16 protein-coding genes, 1 pseudogene and 1 riboswitch are annotated in these 21,910 nt (G+C 66.8%); of the genes and pseudogenes, 9 read left to right on the forward strand and 8 right to left on the reverse strand.

What is annotated here, in order from left to right:
• Positions 1–86: 86 nt before the first annotated feature.
• Genes AC5P6X_RS18815 through metX form a run of 3 tightly spaced genes read right to left on the reverse strand, consistent with a single transcriptional unit; the run spans position 87 to position 3,414 of the window.
• A complete protein-coding gene (locus AC5P6X_RS18815; protein WP_049451506.1) occupies positions 87–1,154 on the reverse strand; it encodes a homoserine dehydrogenase family protein in 1,068 nt (355 codons plus the stop codon).
• Positions 1,151–2,386 carry an O-succinylhomoserine (thiol)-lyase gene (locus AC5P6X_RS18820; RefSeq protein ID WP_005410678.1) on the reverse strand — a complete coding sequence of 412 codons (1,236 nt, stop codon included), beginning with the start codon at positions 2,384–2,386 and terminating at the stop codon, positions 1,151–1,153. The genes AC5P6X_RS18815 and AC5P6X_RS18820 overlap by 4 nt, the downstream gene beginning before the upstream one ends.
• The gene (metX, locus tag AC5P6X_RS18825; protein WP_108270183.1) at positions 2,383–3,414 is read right to left on the reverse strand and encodes a homoserine O-succinyltransferase MetX; all 1,032 of its coding nucleotides are present in this window, start codon (positions 3,412–3,414) and stop codon (positions 2,383–2,385) included. Before metX ends, AC5P6X_RS18820 begins: the two co-directional genes overlap by 4 nt.
• A 77-nt stretch (positions 3,415–3,491) precedes the next feature.
• A riboswitch (SAM riboswitch) is annotated at positions 3,492–3,610 on the reverse strand.
• Between the two features lie 148 nt (positions 3,611–3,758).
• Here metX and AC5P6X_RS18830 point away from each other — a divergent pair.
• The 4 genes and pseudogenes from AC5P6X_RS18830 (at position 3,759) to AC5P6X_RS18845 (ending at position 9,168) form a co-directional block, all read left to right on the forward strand.
• A pseudogene (locus tag AC5P6X_RS18830) lies at positions 3,759–4,641 on the forward strand (M23 family metallopeptidase).
• A 66-nt stretch (positions 4,642–4,707) separates the two neighbouring features.
• Positions 4,708–6,312, forward strand: coding sequence for a peptide chain release factor 3 (locus AC5P6X_RS18835; protein WP_005410681.1), 1,605 nt, complete (start codon positions 4,708–4,710; stop codon positions 6,310–6,312).
• A gap of 160 nt (positions 6,313–6,472) precedes the next feature.
• A complete protein-coding gene (gene trhA, locus AC5P6X_RS18840; RefSeq protein ID WP_005410682.1) occupies positions 6,473–7,111 on the forward strand; it encodes a PAQR family membrane homeostasis protein TrhA in 639 nt (212 codons plus the stop codon).
• Positions 7,112–7,194: 83 nt separating this feature from the next.
• The gene (locus AC5P6X_RS18845) at positions 7,195–9,168 is read left to right on the forward strand and encodes an AsmA family protein (protein WP_049451512.1); all 1,974 of its coding nucleotides are present in this window, start codon (positions 7,195–7,197) and stop codon (positions 9,166–9,168) included.
• 416 nt (positions 9,169–9,584) lie between these two features.
• Here the strand turns inward: AC5P6X_RS18845 and AC5P6X_RS18850 are convergent, their stop codons facing one another.
• The 3 genes from AC5P6X_RS18850 to mtgA are packed head-to-tail and all read right to left on the reverse strand — an operon-like array spanning position 9,585 to position 11,791.
• Positions 9,585–10,016: a CBS domain-containing protein gene (locus tag AC5P6X_RS18850; protein WP_033834030.1), complete on the reverse strand. Its 432-nt coding sequence runs from the start codon at positions 10,014–10,016 to the stop codon at positions 9,585–9,587.
• Positions 9,976–10,995: a glycosyltransferase family 2 protein gene (locus tag AC5P6X_RS18855; protein ID WP_005410685.1), complete on the reverse strand. Its 1,020-nt coding sequence runs from the start codon at positions 10,993–10,995 to the stop codon at positions 9,976–9,978. Before AC5P6X_RS18855 ends, AC5P6X_RS18850 begins: the two co-directional genes overlap by 41 nt.
• A 46-nt stretch (positions 10,996–11,041) precedes the next feature.
• Entirely contained in the window at positions 11,042–11,791 is a 750-nt protein-coding gene (mtgA, locus tag AC5P6X_RS18860; protein WP_005410686.1) for a monofunctional biosynthetic peptidoglycan transglycosylase, read from the reverse strand.
• 77 nt (positions 11,792–11,868) lie between these two features.
• Between mtgA and hslO the strand changes: the two genes are divergently transcribed.
• Together hslO and AC5P6X_RS18870 are read left to right on the forward strand one after the other, a co-directional pair.
• Positions 11,869–12,762: an Hsp33 family molecular chaperone HslO gene (gene hslO / locus AC5P6X_RS18865; protein ID WP_049451514.1), complete on the forward strand. Its 894-nt coding sequence runs from the start codon at positions 11,869–11,871 to the stop codon at positions 12,760–12,762.
• Between the two features lie 149 nt (positions 12,763–12,911).
• Positions 12,912–13,724 carry an XOO1806 family protein gene (locus AC5P6X_RS18870; protein WP_024956328.1) on the forward strand — a complete coding sequence of 271 codons (813 nt, stop codon included), beginning with the start codon at positions 12,912–12,914 and terminating at the stop codon, positions 13,722–13,724.
• 219 nt (positions 13,725–13,943) lie between these two features.
• Here the strand turns inward: AC5P6X_RS18870 and AC5P6X_RS18875 are convergent, their stop codons facing one another.
• Positions 13,944–16,901 carry a TonB-dependent receptor domain-containing protein gene (locus tag AC5P6X_RS18875; RefSeq protein WP_005414239.1) on the reverse strand — a complete coding sequence of 986 codons (2,958 nt, stop codon included), beginning with the start codon at positions 16,899–16,901 and terminating at the stop codon, positions 13,944–13,946.
• Between the two features lie 230 nt (positions 16,902–17,131).
• Positions 17,132–17,731 carry a TetR/AcrR family transcriptional regulator gene (locus AC5P6X_RS18880; protein ID WP_005410690.1) on the reverse strand — a complete coding sequence of 200 codons (600 nt, stop codon included), beginning with the start codon at positions 17,729–17,731 and terminating at the stop codon, positions 17,132–17,134.
• A 141-nt stretch (positions 17,732–17,872) separates the two neighbouring features.
• Between AC5P6X_RS18880 and AC5P6X_RS18885 the strand changes: the two genes are divergently transcribed.
• The 3 genes from AC5P6X_RS18885 (at position 17,873) to AC5P6X_RS18895 (ending at position 21,808) form a co-directional block, all read left to right on the forward strand.
• A complete protein-coding gene (locus AC5P6X_RS18885; RefSeq protein ID WP_088435943.1) occupies positions 17,873–18,790 on the forward strand; it encodes an alpha/beta fold hydrolase in 918 nt (305 codons plus the stop codon).
• Positions 18,787–21,264, forward strand: coding sequence for an acyl-CoA dehydrogenase (locus AC5P6X_RS18890; protein ID WP_005410692.1), 2,478 nt, complete (start codon positions 18,787–18,789; stop codon positions 21,262–21,264). Before AC5P6X_RS18885 ends, AC5P6X_RS18890 begins: the two co-directional genes overlap by 4 nt.
• 76 nt (positions 21,265–21,340) lie before the next feature.
• Positions 21,341–21,808, forward strand: a complete 468-nt coding sequence (locus AC5P6X_RS18895; RefSeq protein ID WP_005410693.1) for a hotdog fold domain-containing protein — start codon at positions 21,341–21,343, stop codon at positions 21,806–21,808.
• The last annotated feature ends 102 nt before the right edge of the window (positions 21,809–21,910 follow it).

Below are 21,910 nucleotides of genomic sequence, written 5' to 3' on the forward strand. Positions count from 1 at the left end.
GAGTCGAGCCATGCTCGGCTTATCCAGCAAGAGGGATCTCGCCAGTAGCAGCCGAGCATGGGCTCGGCTCTACAGAAGCAGTGCGATCAGCCGACGATCCGCAGCACGTCATCCAGCAACGCGGCGGCAGTGACTTCCGCGCCCGCGCCCGGGCCCTGGATCAACAACGGCTGGCGGTGATAGCGATCGCTGTGGATGGCCACGCGGTTGTCGGTGCCCGCGCCCTGCGCCAACGGGTGATCGGCAGGCAACTCACGCAGGCCCACCTGCGCACCCTCGCCATCGACACGGCCAACGAAACGCAGCACGCGGCCATTGTCATGCGCCTGCTGCCAGCGCGCCTGCAACGGCGCATCCAGCTGCTCGAGCGCCGCCACCGCATCCTCCAGCGGCAGCGCTGCCAGCGCTTCAGGCACCAGTGAATCCACCTCTACCTGCGACGCATCCAGCGCCAACCCGCTGCTGCGGGCCAGAATCAGCAGCTTGCGACGCACGTCTTCACCGGAAAGGTCCAGGCGCGGATCCGGCTCGGTGTAGCCGGCAGCCAGCGCCTCGCGCACCGCCACCGAGAACGGCGACTGGCCGTCATAACGATGGAACAGCCACGCCAGCGAACCGGACAGCACGCCTTCGATGGCATGGATGTGATCGCCACCGGCTACCAGTGCACGCAGGCTGCTCAACAGCGGCAGGCCCGCGCCCACCGTCGCGCTGTCGCCATAGCGTGCGCCACTGTCGGCACAGCTTTCCGCAATGGCCTGCGCGCGGGCCAGCTGCGCACCACGCCCCAGCTTGTTGGCGGTCACCACATGCACGCCCCGCGCCAGCCACTGCACGTGGCGCGCGGCCACGTCTTCACTGGCGGTGGCGTCGACCACCACGTCGCCACGCTCCAGTCCTTCGGCACTCGCCCACGGTGGCGAACTCTGGCCATCGCGCGGTGCACGCCGTGCCAGTTCCAGCGGCAAGGCCAGGTCACGATCGATCTCCAGCGCAGTGCGTGAATTGGCCAGCCACTGCACGCTGGGCAGTTCCAGCCCACGCGCCCGCAATGCCTGGTAACGCTGTACGAAGGCCGAGCCGACCGTGCCGGTGCCCAGCAGCGCCAGGCGTCCCACGCCCAGAGCAGGAATTTCTGCGGCGAGCGCGCTCATGCATCCACCACCTGTTTGCGGCGCGCAGCCGCATCAATCACCGCTTCGGCACGCTGCAGCGCGGCGCCGAGATCGGCCAACAGGTCACGCTCGGCCTCGATGCCAACCGACAGGCGCAGCAGGCCTTCGCTGATGCCGGCCGCGGCACGCGCTTCGGCGGTCATCGCCGCATGGGTCATGGTGGCGGGATGCGCGATCAGGCTTTCGACGCCGCCCAGCGATTCGGCCAGCGTGAAACAGCGCAGGCCATCGACGAACGCGCGCACCGCCGCGTGCGGATCATCACCCGCGCAGTGCGCCAGTTCGAACGACAGCATCGCGCCGAAGCCACTCTGCTGGCGAGCAGCGATGGAGTGGCCCGGGTGATCAGCCAGACCCGGATAATAGACGCGGCCGACCGCCGGATGCTGGTCCAGCAGCGCAACGATCGACGTGGTGTTCTCCTGATGCACGCGCAGGCGCGCATCCAGCGTGCGCAGGCCGCGCAGGGTCAGGAAGGCATCGAACGGCGAACCCGTCAGGCCCAGCGCGTTGCCCCACCACACCAGCTGCTCATGCAGTGCCGGATCGCGCGCGACGACCGCACCGCCCACCACGTCGCTGTGGCCGTTGATGTACTTGGTGGTGGAATGCAGCACCAGATCCGCGCCGAATGACAGTGGTTGCTGCAGGGCCGGCGACAGGAAGGTGTTGTCGACCACAACCAGAGCACCTGCCTTGTGCGCGGCATCGATGACGAAGCGCAGGTCGGTGATGCGCAGCAGCGGATTGGACGGCGTTTCCACCAGCACCAGCTTCGGCTGGGTGGCCAGCGCCTGCGACAGCGCGCGCGGATCGGTCAGGTCGGCGGTGACCAGTTCGAAATGGCCCTTCTTCGCCAGCGCATTGAACAGACGCCAGCTGCCACCGTACGCGTCGTGCGGCACGACCAGGGTATCGCCCGGCTGAAGCAGCGCGTTCAGCACCAGGTTGATCGCGCCCATGCCGGTGGCGGTGATCACGCCGCCCGCACCGCCTTCCAGCTCGGCCAGCGCTTCACCCAACAGGTCGCGGGTCGGGTTGCCACTGCGCGTGTAGTCGTACTGGCGCTTGTTGCCGAAGCCTTCAAAACTGAAGTTCGACGACAGCACGATCGGCGGCGTGACCGCGCCATGCGCGGTGTCCCGATCGATGCCGGCACGGACGGCGGCAGTGGTGCGGCTACAGGACGGCTCGTTGGCGTGCAGGCTCATGCGGACTCTCCAGAGGTGCGGAAGGCGGTGGCGAGGATCGCGTCGATGCGATCGGTTTCTTTGAGGAAGGCGTCGTGGCCATAGGGCGAGCGCAGCACGCGCAGGCTTCCGCGCGGCCCCAGCCCCTCGACCAGGCCGACCAGGTCGGCCAGCGGCACCAGGCGGTCACCCTCCACCGCGACCACCACGGTCGGCGGCAGGATGGCGGCGGGGTCCACGCGGTGCAGGTCGATCGATTCGGACAGGCGCAGGTAGGCGGTCACCGGCGTGCGCGCGACGTACTGCGCGCCGGCGGCGTCCAGATAGTCCTCGGCGGCGACCCGCACGCGGCCGTTGATCACTTCCGGCGCGGCGTCGAAGCGCTCGCCGAACTCTTCCGGGGTGCGGTAGCTGAGCATGGCGAACTGCCGGGCCAGCGCCAGGCCGTGGTCTTCGCCGCACTGCAGTTGGCCGAGGGCGACGGCGCGGCGCTGCAGTGCGCGCCAGGCCGCGGCATACGGGTGCGGACGATGCGCGCCGCTGGCCAGCACCAGCTGGCGCACCCGGGCTCGATGACGGATTGCGAACTGCTGGCCGACCAGCGCGCCATACGAGTAGCCGACGAAGGCCTTCAGCGTGCGGATACCCAGATGATCCAGCAGCAGTGCCAGCGCATCGGCCTGGTCAGCGGTATCGATCGGCACGTCCAACGCACCGTCGGCCCCGATGAAGTCGAACGCCAGTACGCGCAACTGCTGCGGATCCAGCGTGCGACCACTGCCGACCAGGTCTTCGGCCCAGCCCTTCTCGCTGAACTGTGCGTTGGACGCCACATGGCGATGGGCGGAAATGCCGCCGGCCAGCACCACCGCCGGCGCATTGGCCGGGCCGACCCACTCATAGCGCAGGCGCACCGGGCTGGGGCCAGCGTGACGCATCGACAGCACCGCAGCGAACTCACCGCGCTCGGCATGCACGCGGTCTTCGACCGGCACGCTGACGGGGACAAAGGGTTCGGGGCGAACGGCGGTACTGGCAGCGAAGCTCATGGCGGGATCCGGTTGGGGAATCGGCCATCGAGCCTTCGCGGGGCTCGCGTTCGAGATGCACGTGCGGTGCATGGATCGAACCATCTTTCGGTGGACGCCACGGTCCCCGCAGGATTTGGCACCTACGCGAACGCTTTCGCATCCGCGGGCTGCCCCGGCTTCAAAGGGCCTGTCCCTCTGCCGGTCTCGATGGTGAGGCCACGATGCCAGCGCTTCCGGGCGCTGTCAATCCCTTCATGCGGATAAAGCGATGAATATTCTCGCGACAGGTATGCGAGGGGCGTCGCGGTCGCTCCGTTCAGGATCGGGTACAGTCCGGACGGTCCGTTTTCCTGAATCCGCTGATGCCACGCCTGCCCTTGACCTGCCTGCTCCTGCCGCTGCTGGCCAGCGCCTCTGCCGGCGCCAGCGACTGGCGCCAGGGCTGGGGGATGCTGCCGAAGGCGCCTGCCCCCGCCAGCGCCGACGCAAAGGCCCCCCCTTCCGATGGCCCAGCTGCGCCTGCAGTCGATCGGCGAACAGTGGCAGGCCCGGATCGACAACACCCTGGCCGGGCCGTTGCAGATCGAACTGCGCGCCGCCCCTGGACACCCGGTCGACGGCTTGCCGGTGCAGTCACTGATACAGGGCGACAGCAGCCTGGTCGTCGGCCACCTCCCCGCGCCGGTCAACGGCCGGATGCTGGACCTGCGCCTGCAGTCGGTACCAGGCAACCCCGCCGCACAGGCCGAGGATGTGGCCTACCGCCTGCCCTTCGATGATGCACGCCCGCGCGTGGACCAGGCGCCGCAGGGCCGGTTCAGCCACGACGACGAGGAAAACCGCGACGCGGTCGACTTCGCACTGCCGGAGGGCACACTGGTGCTGGCCGCGCGCGAGGGCACGGTGATGCAGATCCAGGATGGCTTCCGAGGCAACGGCCAGGACCGCGAACGTGATGGTGCCCGCGCCAACTTCATCCGCGTGCTGCACAGCGACGGCAGCATGGCCCTGTACGGCCACCTGCAGGCCGGCGGCATGCGCGTGCGTCGCGGCCAGGCGGTGGGCGCCGGGCAGCCCATCGGCCTGTCCGGCAACAGCGGCTTCAGCAGCGCACCGCACCTGCACTTCGTGGTGCAGGTCAACCGCGGCATGGGCCTGCGTTCGGTGCCGGCACGCATCTTCGCCGAGCAGGGCCAGCTGCAGTTCGCCCGCCAGGGCGAGGCCGAGGGCGGCATCGGGCGCTGAACGGCCCCGGCCGGTATAATCGGGCGCTTATCTCTTTGAAAAGCGCCCCGGGCGGGCGCCAATGCCATGTCCGAAGTCGCCAACGAAGCGTCGCGTCGCCGCACCTTCGCCATCATTTCCCACCCTGACGCCGGCAAGACCACGCTGACCGAAAAGCTGCTGCTGTTCGGAGGCGCGATCCAGATGGCCGGTTCGGTCAAGGGCCGCAAGGCCGCCCGCCACGCCACCTCCGACTGGATGGCATTGGAAAAGGAACGCGGCATCTCCGTCACCTCTTCGGTGATGCAGTTCCCGTATGAAGACAAGATCGTCAACCTGCTCGACACCCCCGGCCACGCCGACTTCGGCGAGGACACCTACCGCGTGCTGACTGCGGTGGACTCGGCGCTGATGGTGATCGACGTGGCCAAGGGCGTGGAAGAGCGCACCATCAAGCTGATGGAAGTGTGCCGCCTGCGCGATACCCCGATCATGACCTTCATCAACAAGCTCGACCGCGAGGGCAAGGACCCGATCGAGCTGCTGGATGAAGTGGAAACCGTGCTGGGCATCCAGTGCGCGCCGGTCACCTGGCCGATCGGCATGGGCCAGCGCCTGAAGGGCGTGGTCCACCTGCTCACCGGCGAAGTGCACCTGTACGAGCCGGGCCGCAACTTCACCCGCCAGGATTCGACCATCTTCCCGTCCATCGATGCCCCCGGCCTGGCCGAGAAGATCGGTGCACAGATGCTGGCCGACCTGCGCGACGAACTGGAACTGGTGCAGGGTGCCAGCCACCCGTTCGACCTGGAGGCCTACCGCGCCGGCAAGCAGACCCCGGTGTTCTTCGGCTCGGGCGTGAACAACTTCGGCGTGCAGCCGCTGCTGGACTTCTTCGTCGAGCATGCGCCGTCGCCGCAGGCACGGTCCACCACCGGCCGCGAGATCGCCCCGGAAGAGAACAAGCTGACCGGCTTCGTGTTCAAGATCCAGGCCAACATGGACCCGCAGCACCGCGACCGCGTCGCGTTCATGCGCGTCTGCTCGGGCCGCTTCAGCGCTGGCATGAAGACCTTCCACGTGCGCACCGGCAAGGAAATGAAGCTGGCCAACGCACTGACCTTCATGGCCAGCGACCGTGAGATCGCCGCCGAAGCCTGGCCGGGCGATGTGATCGGCATCCACAACCACGGCACCATTTCCATCGGCGATACCTTTACCGAAGGCGAAGCGGTCACCTTCACCGGCATCCCCAACTTCGCCCCGGAACTGTTCCGCCGCGCGCGCCTGCGCGATCCGCTCAAGCTCAAGCAGCTGCAGAAGGGACTGGCCCAGCTGTCCGAAGAAGGCGCGACCCAGTTCTTCCGCCCTCTCACCAGCAACGACCTGATCCTGGGTGCGGTGGGTGTGCTGCAGTTCGACGTGGCGGCCTATCGCCTGAAGGACGAGTACGGCGTGGAAGCCACCTTCGAGCCGGTCAGCGTGACCACCGCGCGTTGGGTCCACTGCAGCAACGAGAAGAAGCTGGAAGAGTTCCGCGAGAAGAATGCGCTGAACCTGGCACTGGATGCAGCCGGCCACCTGGTCTACCTGGCACCGACCCGGGTCAACCTGCAGCTGGCGCAGGAACGCTCGCCGGACGTGCGTTTCTCGGCCACCCGCGAAGCGGCGCATACCGTTTCGGTGGGCTGATGCCACGGGGTCGGATCCCTTTCCGGCAGGAAAGGGCTCTGACCCCAGCCAACGCAAGGCAGGCATTCACCCACCATACGGTGACAGGCGTGCACGTATCGCCCATCGCGGCGATGATAAGGGGGTGCGGGTCCCCCTCCCCGCGAACAATGCCTACGCCATGTCCACGACGTCCATTGCTTCGATCCGTGAAGAAATCGCCAGCGCCCTGACCCATGGCCTGGGCGCGGTATTCGCCCTGGCCGCCAGCGCGGTGTTGATCACCCTGGCTGCGATCTACGGCGACGGCTGGCAGCTGGCCAGCGCGATCGTGTTCGGCATCGCGCTGTTGCTGCTGTACACCGCCTCCACGCTGTACCACGCCATCCAGCATCCGGTCGCCAAGGGCCGGTTGAAGGTATTCGACCACTGCGCGATCTATGTGCTGATCGCGGGCACCTATACCCCGTTCACGCTGATCGGCCTGCGCGGTCCGTGGGGCTGGGGCCTGTTCACCGCGATCTGGGCGCTGGCGCTGGGCGGCGTGGTGTTCAAGCTGTTCTACACCGGCCGTTTCAAGGTGCTCTCAACGGTGATCTACATCGCCATGGGCTGGCTGGTGGTCGTGGCGATCAAGCCGATGTGGGCCTCGATCGATGGCGGCACCCTCACCTGGCTGTTCGCCGGCGGCCTGTCGTATACGCTGGGGACCTACTTCTACCACCGTGAATCGATCCCGTACTCGCATGCCATCTGGCACCTGTTCGTGATCGGCGGCAGCGTCTGCCACTTCGTCGCGGTCACCATGCAGGTGCTGTAAACGGCCGCTCGACGGCGGCGTGTGCACGCCATGCACATGGTCGCTTCGCGCCCTGTCCACGAACAGGGGGCAACCATGGCAGCGTGAATGCTGCCGCCTCCCCTGCCGCAAAGCGCACGTCCCGTTGGCGCCTCCGCCGCCCCGGCCCACGAGGCCGGCGCTGGCTCACGATCCTGGTCTTCCTGCTGGCGGCGATCCTGATACTGCTCGCGTTGTGGGACTGGAACTGGTTCAAGGGACCGGTGGAGCGCGCGGTACAGGCACGCACCGGCCGAGTGCTGCGCATCGGGAACCTTGATGTCGACCTCGGCCGCACCAGCACGATCCGCGCCGATGCGATCACCTTCGCCAATGCCAGCTGGGCGAAACAACCTGAGATGGCCAGCGCAGACCGCGTCGAGATCGACGTGCGGGTCTGGCCCCTGCTGCGCGGCAGCGTGCAGCTGCCCGAGGTGCGCCTGACCCGGCCGGACGTGCTGCTGGAAACCGCCCCGCGCAAGGGCGAGCCGGGCAACTGGGACTTCCTCGGTGACAGCGCCGGCGGCACAAGCCCGCAGCTCAAACGCCTGCGCATCGACGATGGTCGGCTGCAGTTCATCGATGCACTGGGCCGCACCGACATCCGCGTGGGCGTGCGCAGCGGTCAGCCGAAACAGGCCGATGCCTCGCCGCCGCTGCTGGTGCAGGGCAAAGGCCACTGGCAGGGCAACCCGTTCACCCTGCGCGGTGGCACCGAATCTCCGCTGGAACTGACCGACAGCGACCACCCGTTCCGCATCCACCTCGACGGTCGCGCCGGCGCTACCCACGCGGTGGCCAGTGGCACGCTGACCAATCCGTTCCAGCTGCGGGTGTTCGACCTGCAGTTCGCACTCAGCGGGCAGGACCTGTCGGACCTGTACCCGCTGCTCGGCATTGCCATCCCGCCCTCACCGCCCTACGCCTTGGACGGACGGCTGAAGCGCGACCACAACGTCTGGCGCTACGACAGCTTCACCGGAAAGGTCGGTGACAGCGACCTCGCTGGCAACCTGCAGTTCGAGGTGGGACGCGACCGTCCACGGCTGACCGCGACACTGGAATCCAGGCGCCTGGACTTCGATGACCTGGCCGGCTTCGTGGGAGCGCCACCGAAGACCGGCGGCGGCGAAACCGCGAATGCGGAACAAAAGGCACAGGCCGCCCGCATCGCCGCCAGCAGCCGGGTATTGCCCGACACGCCCTACAATCTGGGCAAACTGCGTGCGATGGATGCCGACGTGCGCTGGAAGGCCCACCGTATCAACGCGCCCTCGTTGCCACTGGACGACATGGACGCGCACCTGCTGCTGGATGACGGCGTGCTGCGGCTGGACCCGCTGAACTTCGGCGTGGCCGGCGGCGATATCCGCAGCACGATCCGCATGGATGCACGCCAGGCGCAGATTCGCACTGCGTTGAGGGCCAGCGTACGCGGCGTGCAGCTGGGCCAGCTTTTCCCGGATGCGAAGCTGGCCGAGCAGGCCAAGGGCGGCATCGGCGGCGAAGTGGACCTGAGCGGGCGCGGCAACTCGATCGCCGCCATGCTCGGCAGCAGCAGCGGCAAGGTCGGGCTGGCGATGGGCCGTGGCCATGTCGGCAACCTGGTGATGGAACTGGCCGGGCTGGATATCACCGAATCACTGAAGTTCCTGGTGACCGGTGACAAGCAGATTCCGCTGCGCTGCGCCTTCGCCGACTTCGGTGTGCAGGACGGTCTGATGACCAGCCAGGCACTGGCGGTGGACACCACTGATACCATCCTCATCGGCGAAGGCACGGTCAGCCTGCGCGACGAGACCCTGGACCTGCTGCTGAAACCGCGCCCGAAGGACAAGAGCATCCTGGTACTGCGGTCACCGTTGCATATCAGCGGCACGTTCAAGGACCCGTCGTTCCGCCCTGACTTCAAGGCGTTGGGTATTCGTGGCGCGGTGGCCCTGGCACTGGGCAGCATTGCCCCGCCGGCAGCGCTGCTGGCTACGATTGAACTGGGGCCGGGCAAGGATGCCAACTGCGGTGGGCAGTATGCGAAGTAGGATTACAGCGTTGTTCGCGGCGCCTCTTTTTCCGCGCGTAAAGCCGGAGCAAGGCGACAGGCTGGACACGCCGTAAATACGTTCCTGTAGGCTTGGTCGGCGCATCCATGCGCATCACGGTCCTGCCTGCCGCCTTGCTCCGGCTCCCGACAGTTTCCTGCGCGCGCAGAACGAGAGCGAAGTTCAAAGTCAAAAGAAGGAGCGGAATCAAAAGCCAATGCCAACCAAGGTTGGCATCTACCAGGAGCGGGGGACCGGCACTGAAACGCACCGCGCTCGCGGGAACGTGTCCAGAGGCTGAGGGCCCTGCCCAGCCGCACCCTCCGCCTCCCAACGTATCAGGAAGGCGCTGCTTTGGCTTTGGCTTTGAGCTTCGAAAAGCGGGCCGGCGGGCCGCAGGCCCGCCAGCGACACCCTCACCCGGCGACGATGTACTGCTGCAGCTGATCCAGCTCGCGCCGCTGCGCATCGATCACCGACTTCACCAGGTCGCCAATGGAAATCACCCCCAGCACCTGCACGCCCTCCACCACCGGCAGGTGGCGGATGCGGTAGTCGGTCACCAGCTGCAGGCAATGCTCCACCTGTTCGCCCGGCGACACCGTCACCACCTGCGTCGTCATGATCTCGGCCACCGCCGTATCGCGCGAAGAACGATCACGCAACACGATCTTGCGCGCGTAATCGCGCTCCGAAAGGATCCCGACCAACCGCGGCCCGTCCATCACCAGGACCGCGCCAATGCCCTTTTCCGCCATCAACCGGATCGCATCGATCACCGCCGCATCCGGCGCGACCGCATGTACTTCAGGAGACTTGCCGTCCAACAGTTGCCGTACCGTGGTCATCTGCCTGCCCTCCGAGGGTGGGTTGCAGGGCCGAGTCTGCCACGGCGGATGCTAGCCACGCGTCAACCAGGTACAACGGCCGCTGCTTGGACTCTTCGTACAGGCGCCCCAGGTACTCACCGATCAGGCCCAGCGCAATCAACTGCACCCCGCCCAGGAACAGGATCACCGCCATCATCGTCGGCCAGCCCGCCACCCGGTCGCCGTACAGCGCGGCCTTGACGATCACCCACATGCCGAACACGAAGGCCACCGCCGCGGTTGCCAGCCCCAAGTAGGTCGCCGCGCGCAGGGGCACGGTCGAGAACCCGGTGATGCCTTCCAGGGCGAAGTTCCACAGCCGCCACAGGCTGAACTTGCTGGTGCCGGCCACGCGTGCGTGGCGGTGGTAGGGCACCGCCACGCGCTTGAAACCCACCCAGCTGAAAAGCCCCTTCATGAAACGATGGCGCTCACGCATCTCGCGCAGCGCACTCAGCGCGCGTGGTGACAGCAGGCGGAAATCCCCGGTGTCGGCCGGGATCGGCGTACGCGAAAGGCGCCCCATCACGCGGTAGAAGATCGCCGCCGTGGCACGCTTGATCCAGGCCTCGCCATCGCGCGCCAGGCGCGTGCCATAGACGTTGTCATGGCCCTCGCGCCAGCGCGCGACGAACTGCGGCACAAGCTCCGGCGGGTCCTGGCCATCGGCATCCAGGATCATCGCCGCCCCTTCGCGCACCAGATCCAGGCCAGCGGTCAGTGCGGCTTCCTTGCCGAAATTGCGCGACAGCTTCAGCGCGGAGACCCGCGCGTCGGATTGGGCCAGGCGGGCGATCACCTCCCAGGTCCCGTCATGGCTGCCGTCGTCCACGTACAGAATGTGGCCGTCGATGTCGGGCAGCGCGTCGAGCACCGCGCACAACCGCGGATGCAGCAACGGCAGTGCCAGGGCCTCGTTGTAGGCGGCGATGACGAAAGTGAGCCGTTCGCGGGTCATGCCCGGATTGTACGTTGCCGCCGGCCGTAGATCAGGCGGCGCGCGCTCACTCTTCCGAAAGGTACGCGGCCCCGCCCAGCTGCCGTGCCTGGCGCTGGATCCAGGCGGCGCGCCGCTGCACGTACGGCCCTGGCTTTGCGGCGTTGTAGCGCCGCGGTGCCGGCAGCACCGCCGCCAACCGCGCGCTATCGGCCGGGCTCAACCTGGCCGCGTCCTTGCCCCAGAACTTCTGCGCCGCCGCCTGAGCTCCGTACACGCCATCACCGAACTCGGCGATGTTGGCGTACATCTCCAGGATGCGCTCCTTTGGCCACAGCGCTTCGATCAGCACGGTGTACCAGACCTCCAGCCCCTTGCGGATCCAGCTGCGGCCCTGCCAGAGGAACAGGTTCTTGGCCACCTGCTGGCTGATCGTGCTGGCGCCACGCAGTCGCCCGCCCTTGGCATTGTGGTCGCGGGCCTTCTCGATGGCCTGCAGGTCGAAGCCGTTGTGGTCGGGGAAACGCTGGTCCTCGGCGGCCACCAGCGAAATCGGCAGGCTCGGCGCCATCTGGTCAAGGTCGCGCCACTGGTAATGCAGGCGATAGGACCAATCGGCCTCGCCCAGCGCCTCGCCATAGCGCCACAGCATCACCATGGACACGGGCGGGTCGATGAACCGCAGCACCAGGACCTGCAGGCAGCTGAAAGCAGCCAGCAGCACCGGCAGCCACAGCAGCCGTTTCCAGCGCCAGCGCCTGCGGCGTGGGCCTTCTACGACAGCTTCCACCTTGTGCTGCTCTCCCCCTGCCCCCATTACTGGTGCATCCTTCTTATATCTGGTTGTCGGCGCATTATCCGGCAACTGCCCCCGTTTACGCGCGATGTGAGCCGATGACCGCCAACTCCGATTCCCTGATCCGCTTCCTGCTCCCCGACGCCGGCGTCCGCGGCGTCCACGTGCACCTGCAGGCCACCTGGCAGGAAATCCTGTCCCACGCCGAGTACCCGGATACCGCCGCCGAACTGCTCGGCGAGGCCTGCGTGGCCTCGGCGCTGTTCACCGGCCATACCAAGATCGATGGACGCCTGTCGATCCAGCTGCGCAGCAGCACTGCCCTGCGCACCCTGTTCGCCGAATGCACCGCCGCCGGCACCCTGCGCGGCATCGCCCAGCTCAGCGAAGGCGGCGACGCGCCGCGCGACCTGTCCAGCCTGGGCGATGACGCGATCCTCGCCATCACCATCGAGAACCCCGGCCTGGACCCGCGTGAACCCCAGCGCTACCAGAGCCTGGTCGGACTGACCGCACCGGAACTGGACGAGGCCTTCGAGGACTACTTCCGCCAGTCCGAGCAGCTGCCGACCCGCCTGCTGCTGGCGGCCGACCGCAATGGTGCCGCCGGCCTGCTGCTGCAGAAGCTGCCGGGCGACGAGGGCGACGAGGACGGCTGGGCGCGCGCCAGCGCCCTGTTCGAGACCCTGGGCAAGGCCGAACTGCTGGCCACCCCGGCCGAGCAGCTGCTGCACCGCCTGTTCCACGAAGAGAAGCCGGCGTTGATGGGCGAAAAGCCGCTGTCCTTTGCCTGCTCCTGTTCCCGCGAGCGGGTGGCGGCGATGCTGCAGTCGCTGGGTGAGGAAGAGGCCTGTGCAGCGGCTGCAGACACCGGCGCCGTCGAGGTCCGTTGCGAATTCTGCGGGCGTGAGTATCACTTTCCATTGACGGAGTTCGGCATACTGTTCCACGGCGCCCAGGGGGCTGTACCGGCGCCTGAACGGCTTCAATGAACGGCAGTCTTGTACCTGGGGAGGATCAAGGCTTGTTAAGAATTCATAAACACCCTAGGATCAAGTTCCCGTCCCCACGGGAACTTCCGTTGTCCGTCCCTGTCTGAACTGGTCCGATGCGTACCTTCCTGCGTCTACCGCTGGCCATGATGATCGCCCTTGGCGCGATCACGGGCGTGCATGCGCAGAGCAAGGACACCCGCACCGTGCTGCCGGTATGGAACAAGGGCAGCGGCAAGGTCGAGGCCCTGCTGTACCTGGAGCCGACCGGTGAGCAGGCGGCCGGGGCGCGTTGGCATTTCGGCCGCAACTCGCTGGATGCGGCCTTTGGCCTGTCCTCCGGCGATTCGCTGGGCCTGCTCTGCAGCAGCAGCGGGACCAGCATGAGCGGTCTGGCCAGCCACTGCATGCTGGCCAGCCTCGGCGACGAGGACGACCTCAACAGCCGGCGTTTCACCGGCACCGCCGCATTGAACCGTGGCAGCAGCCGCCTCGGCATCACCGCCGGCACCGGCCGTGAAACCCTGCCGGCATGGCTGGCAGGCCCGAACAAGACCCCTTCGCTGCGCGCCGAGCAGAATGACCTGACCGTGTTCGCGCAGAAGAACATCGGCCGCGAAGGCTTCGTGTCCATCGCCGGCACCTACGCCAAGGCCCGCCTGGTACCGCTGGCCGACGCCTCGCCGGCCATTGCCGACCGCTGGGACAGCAAGAGCCTGAGCATCGGCGCCGGCTACGGCAATTTCACCGGCAGCATCATCGGCCGCGTCATCGACGTGCCCGGCAAGCCCGGCAAGTGGGAAGGCCTGGGTATCGGCCTGACCTGGCGCACGCCATGGTCCGGCCAGCTCACCGTGGGCGCCGAGAACGTGATCAGCCGCGGTAAGAATCCGTTCTCGCCACGCAACGAAAGCAACGACGACGGCACCGTGCCGTACGTGCGCTACGAGCAGGACCTGTAAGCTCCCTGCTGCCTCACCGCGACGTTTCCGCGCGCGCTCCCTTCGCCCATCCCCGTAATGACACCTCGCCGCCACCACGCGGCGATGCGCAAGCGCCTGTGCGCGGCCTGGTCCAGCACGGCTGCGCAAAGGCCTGCGCCATCAAGCCTGGCTGCCCCATGAAAAAAGCCACGCCCCTTTCGGGGCGTGGCCATGTCACACGTACATATTACGCCGCGATCAGAAGCGCTGGGTGTACTTCATGTACAGGAAGCGACCGATGTCGAAGCCACCGTAGTAGGAGACGTTCGCGCTCGGCTGGCTGTACATGGTCGGGCCCACGCGGCCGAACACGTTGTTGGCACCCACGGCCACGGTCGCATTCCACGGTGCGTTCCAGCGCAGCTGGACGTCGTTGAACACGGTCGCGCCACGCTGGTTGGTCGCGCTGCCCACCGCCACGCCCTGGTTGTTCGGCGAAGCGTAGTTCGGCAGGTTGCACTCTTCCGGGAACGTCACGGCGCTCAGGCACGATTCCTTCATGCCGGAGAAGTAACGGACGGTCCAGCTGGCGCCGAAGTCACCCATTTCCCAACCCAGGTTCAGGTTCGAACGCACGCGGAAGGCGCCGCCCGCCCAGCCCACGCCGGTGCGGGGATTCGGGTGGGTGACCGGGTTCTTGGTGGTGACCAGGTCATCACGCGAGGTGTAGGTGCTGGTCCACTGCGCGCTGAAGTTGCCGAAACGATCGGTCGGCAGGCGGTAGCTGACATCCAGGTCGAAGCCTTCCACCTCGCGGTAACCGGCGTTGATGCCGGTGCGCTTGAGGTTGTTGACGATGCCGGTCACCGGGTCACGCGTGAACGCCGAGCAGCGTGCCGCGATGTCGTTGATGTAGCAGTCGTTGAGGATCAGGTTGGCCGTGTCCGAGATGATGGTGTTCTCGACGCGGATTTCCCACCAGTCCAGCGACATGTTGAAGTTCTGGATGAAACCCGGGCTCCAGACGAAGCCCAGGGTCTTGGACGTCGAGGTTTCCGGGGTCAGCTGGTCGTTGGAGCCGGAGACGAAGGCCAGCGGGGTCTGCGACGATGCAGCGGTGGTCGGGGTGAAGCCCTGCTGCTGCTGGCGGAAGTTGGCTGCATTTACGCCGGCCGGCAGTGCGGCGGCGCAACGGGCACGCACCGCAGGATTGGTGCGCGCCGCACCGTAGACCGAATCGCACGGATCGGTGAAGAAGTCGAACGACTGCGAACCGCCGCTGTACAGGTCGGCGATGGTCGGGGCACGGAAGCCTTCCGCCCAGGTACCGCGGATGAGCAGCGAGTCGATCGGCTTCCACTTGAAGCCGAACTTGCTGTTCAGCGTGGTGCCGAAGGTGTCGTAGTCCGAATGGCGGGTGGCCGCGTTGAGGCTCAGCTCGCGGGCGCCCGGCAGGTCGGCCAGGATCGGCACGTTGAACTCGGCATAGACTTCGTCAACCTTGTAGCCACCACCGGTGGGGAAGTTGGCCAGGCCGGAGGTGTTGCCCGACTGCACCAGCGCGTCCGGGCTGAAGCTGCCGGTTTCCTTGCGGTGCTCGACACCCACGGCGAAGCCCAGGTCGCCGGCAGGCAGGGTGAACAGGCTGCCGGCCAGGTTGGCGGTGATGACCTTGGTGGTGGTCTCGGCGGTGGAGTGCGCGGACGGGAACAGCAGGTTCTGCAGGGCGGTGTTGCCGGTCAATGCGCCGTTGGCACCGTTGCTCTGGATGCCGGCGTGCAGGAACGGGTTGTACGGCACGCACTGGTTCAGCCCGATCGGGTTGGCCACGGTACCGCACTGCGCCACGCCGCTGCTGTTGATGAAGGACGGACCCACCGCCGCACGCAGCGCGGTCAGGTTGAGGTCGCCGGTGCTGGTCTGGACCAGCTTGTTGTTGTTGTACAGGTAGCCGACATCCCAGTCGAACAGGCGGTCGGAGAACTCGAAGCTGCCTTCCAGGCCGCCGCTGAAGCGGAAGGTGGTCAGCTCGGCGCGGGTGTTGCGCGGCACTTCCGAAGTACGACGCCACCAGTTGGCGATGTCAGCACCCAGCGGATTGAACACACTGCTGGCCGAAATCGGCGAACCGAAGGCCAGTGCGCCGTACGGGTAGCCGGCGATCTGGCGGTTCGAATCGCGGAAGCTGTACAGCATGTTGGTGCGCAGGCGCACGTTGTCGGTCAGGTCGTAGATGCCATCGACGAACACTGCACGGCGTTCCTGCGGGGTACGCAGGTCGGTCTGCAGGTTGGTGTTGGTCTTGTCCTTGGTGGAGAAGCTGTTGACGTTCTGCGCGACGTAGTCGGCCTTGTTGTTCGCGTTGCCACCCTCACGCAGGATCACGCGCACTTCGCGGTTCGGGTTGGATGCGCTGGCGGCCGGATAGGTGACGCCCGGCAGGCCATCGGCCGGACGGCTGACGAAACCGCCGAACTCACCCACGGTGGTCCAACCGAAGTCCGGGTGGTTGGAGCTGCGCGGGAACGCACCGTACGGACGATCGGCCGCCCGCACCTTGTCTTCCTTGGCGTACTCGGCACCGATGGTCAGCGAACCGCGCTCACCCTTCACGCCCATGGTGAAGTCCATGGTGCGGGTGGCACCGTCGCCTTCACTGTACTGGCCGTAGTAGACGCTGCCGGTGGCGCCTTCGAAGTTGGTACGGGTGATGATGTTGATGACGCCGGCGATGGCATCGGAACCGTAGATCGACGAAGCGCCGTCCTTCAGCACTTCGATGCGCTCGATGGCCGAGACCGGCACGGTCGAGATGTCCTGCAGGCCACCGGTGGTGATGCCCAGGCGCTTGCCGTTGAGCAGCACCAGGGTGCGGGTGGCGCCCAGGTCACGCAGGCTGATGTAGGTGCCGCCGACGGCTTCGCCCGAGGACAGCGGCTGGGCACGGCTGATCGGCGGCGTACCCACGGCGCTGATGTTCTGCAGGATGTCAGCGACCGACGAGAAGCCCTGCTTCTCGATGTCAGCGCGGTTGAGGGTCAGGACCGGCTGGGCGGTTTCGACGTCGACGGTACGGATGCGCGAACCGGTGACTTCGATGCGGTCCAGGTTGGTGGCGGTCTGGGCAGACGCCACCCCGGTACCGGCAACGGATGCGGCGCTGGCGGCCAGCGCAACGCACACTGCATCGCGCAGCTTGTTGCTGTTCAACTTCATGGGCTCTCTCTCCATGGATCTTGGGTTGTGTGCTGAGTCCAACCGACGTGCCCCAAAAGGGAGGCACAAAAAACGGCTGGTGACCCGATAGTAGCCACACTTGATCTGGAATTAAAGAGTCGTTAAGAAAATGCCCAAATCGCGTGAAACCAGCCTCACCACGACATACGTTGGCGCATTGAGGTCGCCTGCAAGGCGCATTCGGCACTTGCAGGGCGCCATTCTCCCATTCAGCTGGGAATGAGCGTCTCGATCAGATGCTCGACATAGGCCTCGAAATCCTCGCGGGCCTGCTTGGGTTGCTGCAGCTGCAGCGACAGCTGCAGGAAGCCGACGTAGGCGGCATAGGCCAGGCGCGCGCGATGCCGTGCATCGGTGGAGCTGAGCCCGGCCTGGCGGAACGAAGCAACCAGGTAGTCGAGCCGGCGCTGCGAAACGCGGTCGATCACCGGGCGCACCATCGGGTGGTCCAGCGCCTTCAGCAGTTCGCTGTAGATGATGTGCGGCTGCACTTCGTGCGCGACCATCTGGAACAGCTGGCGCAGGCGCACGCGCGGATCCGGCACGTCCTCCAGGCTGCCAAACACCTGTTCCTGTTCGAACAGTTCCCAGCGTTCCAGCGCCGCCTGCAGCAGTGCATCACGCGAGGGGAAGTGCCAGTAGAAACTGCCCTTGGTCACACCCAGGCGCCGCGCCAACGGTTCCACCGCGACGGCACCCACACCTTGTTCAGCAATCAGATCGAGAGCGGCCTGGGCCCAGTCTTCGGCACTCAGGCGGCTGTTGCGGCCGGCGCGCGGTTCGCCGGCGGAAGCGTCAGGTTGATTCATGGGCTGATTTAACCATACGCCGGGGTTCGTTGCAGTACGCGGTTGCGGCCGAAACCGTCGCGACGCCCGCCTGGGCACCTGCCGCAGCGCACCATACCGTGCAGTATTGACTTCCCTCGCAAGCGATCCATACTAGAAAGTATGGTTACGTCCCCTACTCCCGCTGCGTTCCATGATCTTCGCCTGGAGGCCGCCCATGGCACACGCCTGGCCGCAACCGCCAGCGACCACGGCCGCCGTGGCCGCGTGTTGTTCGCGCATGGCTTCGGCCAGACCCGGCACGCATGGAACGCCACCGCGCGGGCCCTGTCTGCGGCGGGGCTGCAGACGCTGGCCTACGACGCCCGTGGCCACGGCGATTCGGACTGGAATTCTGCCGAACTGCCCTATCACGGCGAGCAGTTCGCTGATGACCTGATCGTGCTGGCCGGGGAACAGCCACGCCCGCCGGTGCTGGTCGCAGCCTCGATGGGCGGCCTGTTCGGCCTGCTGGCCGAATCGCGCTGGCCGGGCCTGTTCTCGGCGATGGTGCTGGTGGACATCACCCCGCGTTGGGATACCGCCGGTGTTGAACGCATCCTGGCCTTCATGACCGCCCATCCCGACGGCTTTGCCTCGCTCACCCAGGCCGCCGACGTGATCTCGGCCTACATGCCGCACCGTCCGCGCAAATCCGAGCAGTCGCTGCGCGCACTGCTGCGCGAGGACGGCCACGGCCGCTGGCGTTGGCACTGGGACCCGCGCCTGGTGGCTGAACTGGCGCGCGACAGCGAGCAGCACCAGGATGCGCTGGCCGAGGCCGCACGCCAGGTGAAGTGCCCGCTGCTGCTGGTCAGCGGCGGCCGAAGCGACCTGGTCACGCCACAGACCGTGGCCGAATTCCTGGCGTTGGCGCCGCACGCGCGTCATGTACAGCTGCCGCAGGCCACGCACATGGTCGCCGGCGATGACAACGACGCCTTTACCGCTACTGTGTTGGACTATCTGGACGTGTTGCCCGCAGCGGATGCTGCAGCTTCGTCCGCCACAAACGAGCACGTCACCGGAGCACGCTCATGAGCATCGTTCTTCCCTTCCTCGCCCTGCTGCTGGCAGGCGCGTTCGTCGCCTACCACCGCATGCGGCTGGTTACCTGGACGCTGATCAGCGTGGCCCTGCTGGTCGCCTGCTGGTTCATTCCCTACGTCAACCAGACCGCCACGATCGTGGCTGCCGCCGTATTGGCCGTCATCGCCGTGCCGCTGCTGCTGCCGTTCATCCGCAAGCCGCTGCTGACCGGCCCGATGATGAAGGTGTTCCGCAAGGTGCTGCCGCCGCTGTCGCAGACCGAGCGCATCGCGCTGGAAACCGGCTCGGTTGGCTTCGAGGGCGAACTGTTCACCGGTGATCCGGACTGGAACATCCTGCTCAATTACCCCAAGCCGCAGCTGACCGCCGAAGAACAGGCCTTCCTCGATGGCCCGGTCGAAGAGCTGTGCACGATGGTCAACGACTGGGAAATCACCCACGTCCACGCTGACCTGCCGCCGGAGCTGTGGGCCTTCATCAAGAAGAACAAGTTCTTCGGCATGATCATCCCGAAGGAATATGGCGGCCTGGGCTTCTCTGCGCTGGCCCACCACAAGGTGATCCAGAAGCTGGCCTCGGTGTCCTCGGTGGTCAGCTCCACCGTCGGTGTGCCCAACTCGCTGGGCCCGGGTGAACTGCTGGTGCATTACGGCACCCAAGAACAGAAGGACCAGTACCTGCCGCGCCTGGCCGATGGCCGCGAAGTGCCCTGCTTCGGCCTGACCGGTCCGTTCGCCGGCTCCGACGCCACCTCGATTCCGGACTACGGCATCGTCTGCAGGGGCGAGTGGAACGGCGAGCAGGTGCTCGGCGTCAAGCTGACCTTCGACAAGCGTTACATCACCCTGGCCCCGGTCGCTTCGCTGATCGGCCTGGCCTTCCGCATGTACGACCCGGATGGCCTGATCGGCGACACCCGCGACATCGGCATCACCCTGGGCCTGCTGCCGCGCGACACCGCCGGCGTTGAAATCGGCCGTCGCCACTTCCCGCTGAACTCGACGTTCCAGAACGGCCCGATCCGCGGCAAGGACGTGTTCATTCCGCTGACCCAGCTGATCGGTGGCGCGGCCATGGCCGGCAAGGGCTGGAACATGCTCAACGAGTGCCTGGCCGTGGGCCGCTCGATCACCCTGCCGTCCACCGCCAGTGGCGGAGCCAAGGCCGGTGCCGCCGTGACCGGCGCCTATGCACGCATCCGCAAGCAGTTCGGCCTGTCGGTCGGCCGCTTCGAAGGCGTGGAAGAAGCGCTGGCCCGCATCGGCGGCAAGGCGTACAAGATCAGCGCGCTGTCGCAGGCCACCGCTGCTGCAGTCGACCGTGGTGACGTGCCGTCGGTACCGTCGGCGATCGCCAAGTACCACTGCACCACCATGAGCCGCGAAGTGATCTCGGACATGATGGACGTGATCGGCGGCAAGGGCATCATCCTGGGGCCGCGCAACTTCGCCGGCCGCAGCTGGCAGGCCGCGCCAATCGCGATCACCGTGGAAGGCGCCAACATCATGACCCGCAGCCTGCTGATCTTCGGCCAGGGTGCGATCCTCTGCCACCCGTGGGTACTGAAGGAAATGAAGGCCGCGCAGGATCCGGATACCCGTGCCGGCCTGCAGGACTTCGACCGCAGCCTGTTCGGCCACATCCGCTTCGGCATCTCCAATGCCGTGCGCTCGTTCTGGTTCGGCCTGACCGGGGCACGCTTCGGTGCCGCCCCGGGTGACGCCTACACCCGCCGCTACTTCCGCAAGCTGGACCGTTACTCGGCCAACCTGGCGCTGATGGCCGACATCTCGATGATGACCCTCGGCGGCAAGCTGAAGTTCAAGGAATCGCTGTCCGGCCGCCTGGGCGACGTGCTGAGCCACGTCTACATGACCAGCGCCATGCTCAAGCGCTACCACGACGAGGGCGCACCGCAGGCCGACCAGCCGCTGCTGGCCTGGGCCTTCCATGACAGCGTGCACAAGATCGAGGAATCGCTGTCGGCGGCCCTGCGCAACTTCCCGATCCGTCCGATCGGCTGGCTGATGTGGGCGCTGATCTTCCCGCTGGGCCGTCGTGCCGAGGCCCCGGGCGACCGCCTGAGCCGCCGCGTCGCCGCCCTGCTGATGGCGCCGAACGAAGCCCGCGACCGCCTGGCCAGTGGCGTGTTCCTGACCCCGTGCGAGAACAACCCGGGTGGCCGCATCAACAGCTACCTGAGCAAGGCGATCATGGCCGAGCCGGTGGAGCGCAAGTTCCTGAAGGCGCTGAAGAGCAAGGGCATCGAGGCGCTGGACTTCAAGAGCCAGCTGGACGAAGCCGTGGCCGAGGGCGTGATCACCCAGGACGAGCGCAGCCTGCTGGAAGAGCTGCGCACGCTGACTCTGGATACGATCACCGTGGACGACTTCGACACCCACGAACTGCGCGCGGCCAGCTACTACGACCGCCAGCACAAGGATCCGCATTCGCAGGCCGCCTGATCGCCCGCGATACGCGTTGCCTTCGACGGCGGGCCTCGGCCCGCCGTCGCTCTATCCGACGACCGGAACACCGACCATGTCCACGCCTCTGCTCTCGCTCTACCACCGGCTGCAACGCTGGCCTGCCGGCACCTGGCTGTTCTCGCGCGCGGTCTGCTTCAAGGCGCCCTACTTCGCCAGCATCGCGCCGCGCATCACCCGCCTGGAACACGGCCGCTGCGAAGGCACGCTGGCCGACCGCCGCAGGGTGCGCAACCACATCGGCACGGTGCACGCGATCGCGATGTGCAACCTGGCCGAACTGACCGCCGGGCTGATGGTCGACGCCTCGCTGCCGAAGGGCATGCGCTGGATTCCGAAGGGGATGCAGGTGCAGTACCTGGCCAAGGCACGGGGCATGCTGCAGGCGGTGGCATTGCCGGCCCAGCCGATCGTGGCCGCTGCCGAGGGCTATGCACTGCCGGTGACGGTGAGTGTGCGCGACCGCGCGGGGACGGAGGTGTTCAGCGCGGTCATCGACATGTGGATGTCGCCGGCGAAGTAGTGTTCCGGCGAACGGCGCAGCCCCGCGTGGGTGGACGGTTGATCGCGGAAAGCCTTGGTTTGGCTGGGGGCGGTGAGTTCGCGGGGGACGCCGTGAACCCGT

The sequence above is a fragment of the Stenotrophomonas sp. YJH_SMC_40 genome (assembly GCF_059368615.1).

Excerpts from the sequence above, each read along its gene's own strand:
- AC5P6X_RS18875 (WP_005414239.1), bottom strand. The coding sequence starts at position 16,901 with ATGAAGTTGAACAGCAACAAGCTGCGCGATGCAGTGTGCGTTGCGCTG.
- AC5P6X_RS18885 (WP_088435943.1), top strand. The coding sequence starts at position 17,873 with ATGGTTACGTCCCCTACTCCCGCTGCGTTCCATGATCTTCGCCTGGAG.
- AC5P6X_RS18815 (WP_049451506.1), bottom strand. The coding sequence starts at position 1,154 with ATGAGCGCGCTCGCCGCAGAAATTCCTGCTCTGGGCGTGGGACGCCTG.
- metX (WP_108270183.1), bottom strand. The coding sequence starts at position 3,414 with ATGAGCTTCGCTGCCAGTACCGCCGTTCGCCCCGAACCCTTTGTCCCC.
- AC5P6X_RS18835 (WP_005410681.1), top strand. The coding sequence starts at position 4,708 with ATGTCCGAAGTCGCCAACGAAGCGTCGCGTCGCCGCACCTTCGCCATC.
- AC5P6X_RS18895 (WP_005410693.1), top strand. The coding sequence starts at position 21,341 with ATGTCCACGCCTCTGCTCTCGCTCTACCACCGGCTGCAACGCTGGCCT.
- AC5P6X_RS18880 (WP_005410690.1), bottom strand. The coding sequence starts at position 17,731 with ATGAATCAACCTGACGCTTCCGCCGGCGAACCGCGCGCCGGCCGCAAC.
- mtgA (WP_005410686.1), bottom strand. The coding sequence starts at position 11,791 with ATGGGGGCAGGGGGAGAGCAGCACAAGGTGGAAGCTGTCGTAGAAGGC.
- AC5P6X_RS18820 (WP_005410678.1), bottom strand. The coding sequence starts at position 2,386 with ATGAGCCTGCACGCCAACGAGCCGTCCTGTAGCCGCACCACTGCCGCC.
- AC5P6X_RS18890 (WP_005410692.1), top strand. The coding sequence starts at position 18,787 with ATGAGCATCGTTCTTCCCTTCCTCGCCCTGCTGCTGGCAGGCGCGTTC.
- hslO (WP_049451514.1), top strand. The coding sequence starts at position 11,869 with ATGACCGCCAACTCCGATTCCCTGATCCGCTTCCTGCTCCCCGACGCC.
- trhA (WP_005410682.1), top strand. The coding sequence starts at position 6,473 with ATGTCCACGACGTCCATTGCTTCGATCCGTGAAGAAATCGCCAGCGCC.
- AC5P6X_RS18855 (WP_005410685.1), bottom strand. The coding sequence starts at position 10,995 with ATGACCCGCGAACGGCTCACTTTCGTCATCGCCGCCTACAACGAGGCC.
- AC5P6X_RS18870 (WP_024956328.1), top strand. The coding sequence starts at position 12,912 with ATGATCGCCCTTGGCGCGATCACGGGCGTGCATGCGCAGAGCAAGGAC.
- AC5P6X_RS18850 (WP_033834030.1), bottom strand. The coding sequence starts at position 10,016 with ATGACCACGGTACGGCAACTGTTGGACGGCAAGTCTCCTGAAGTACAT.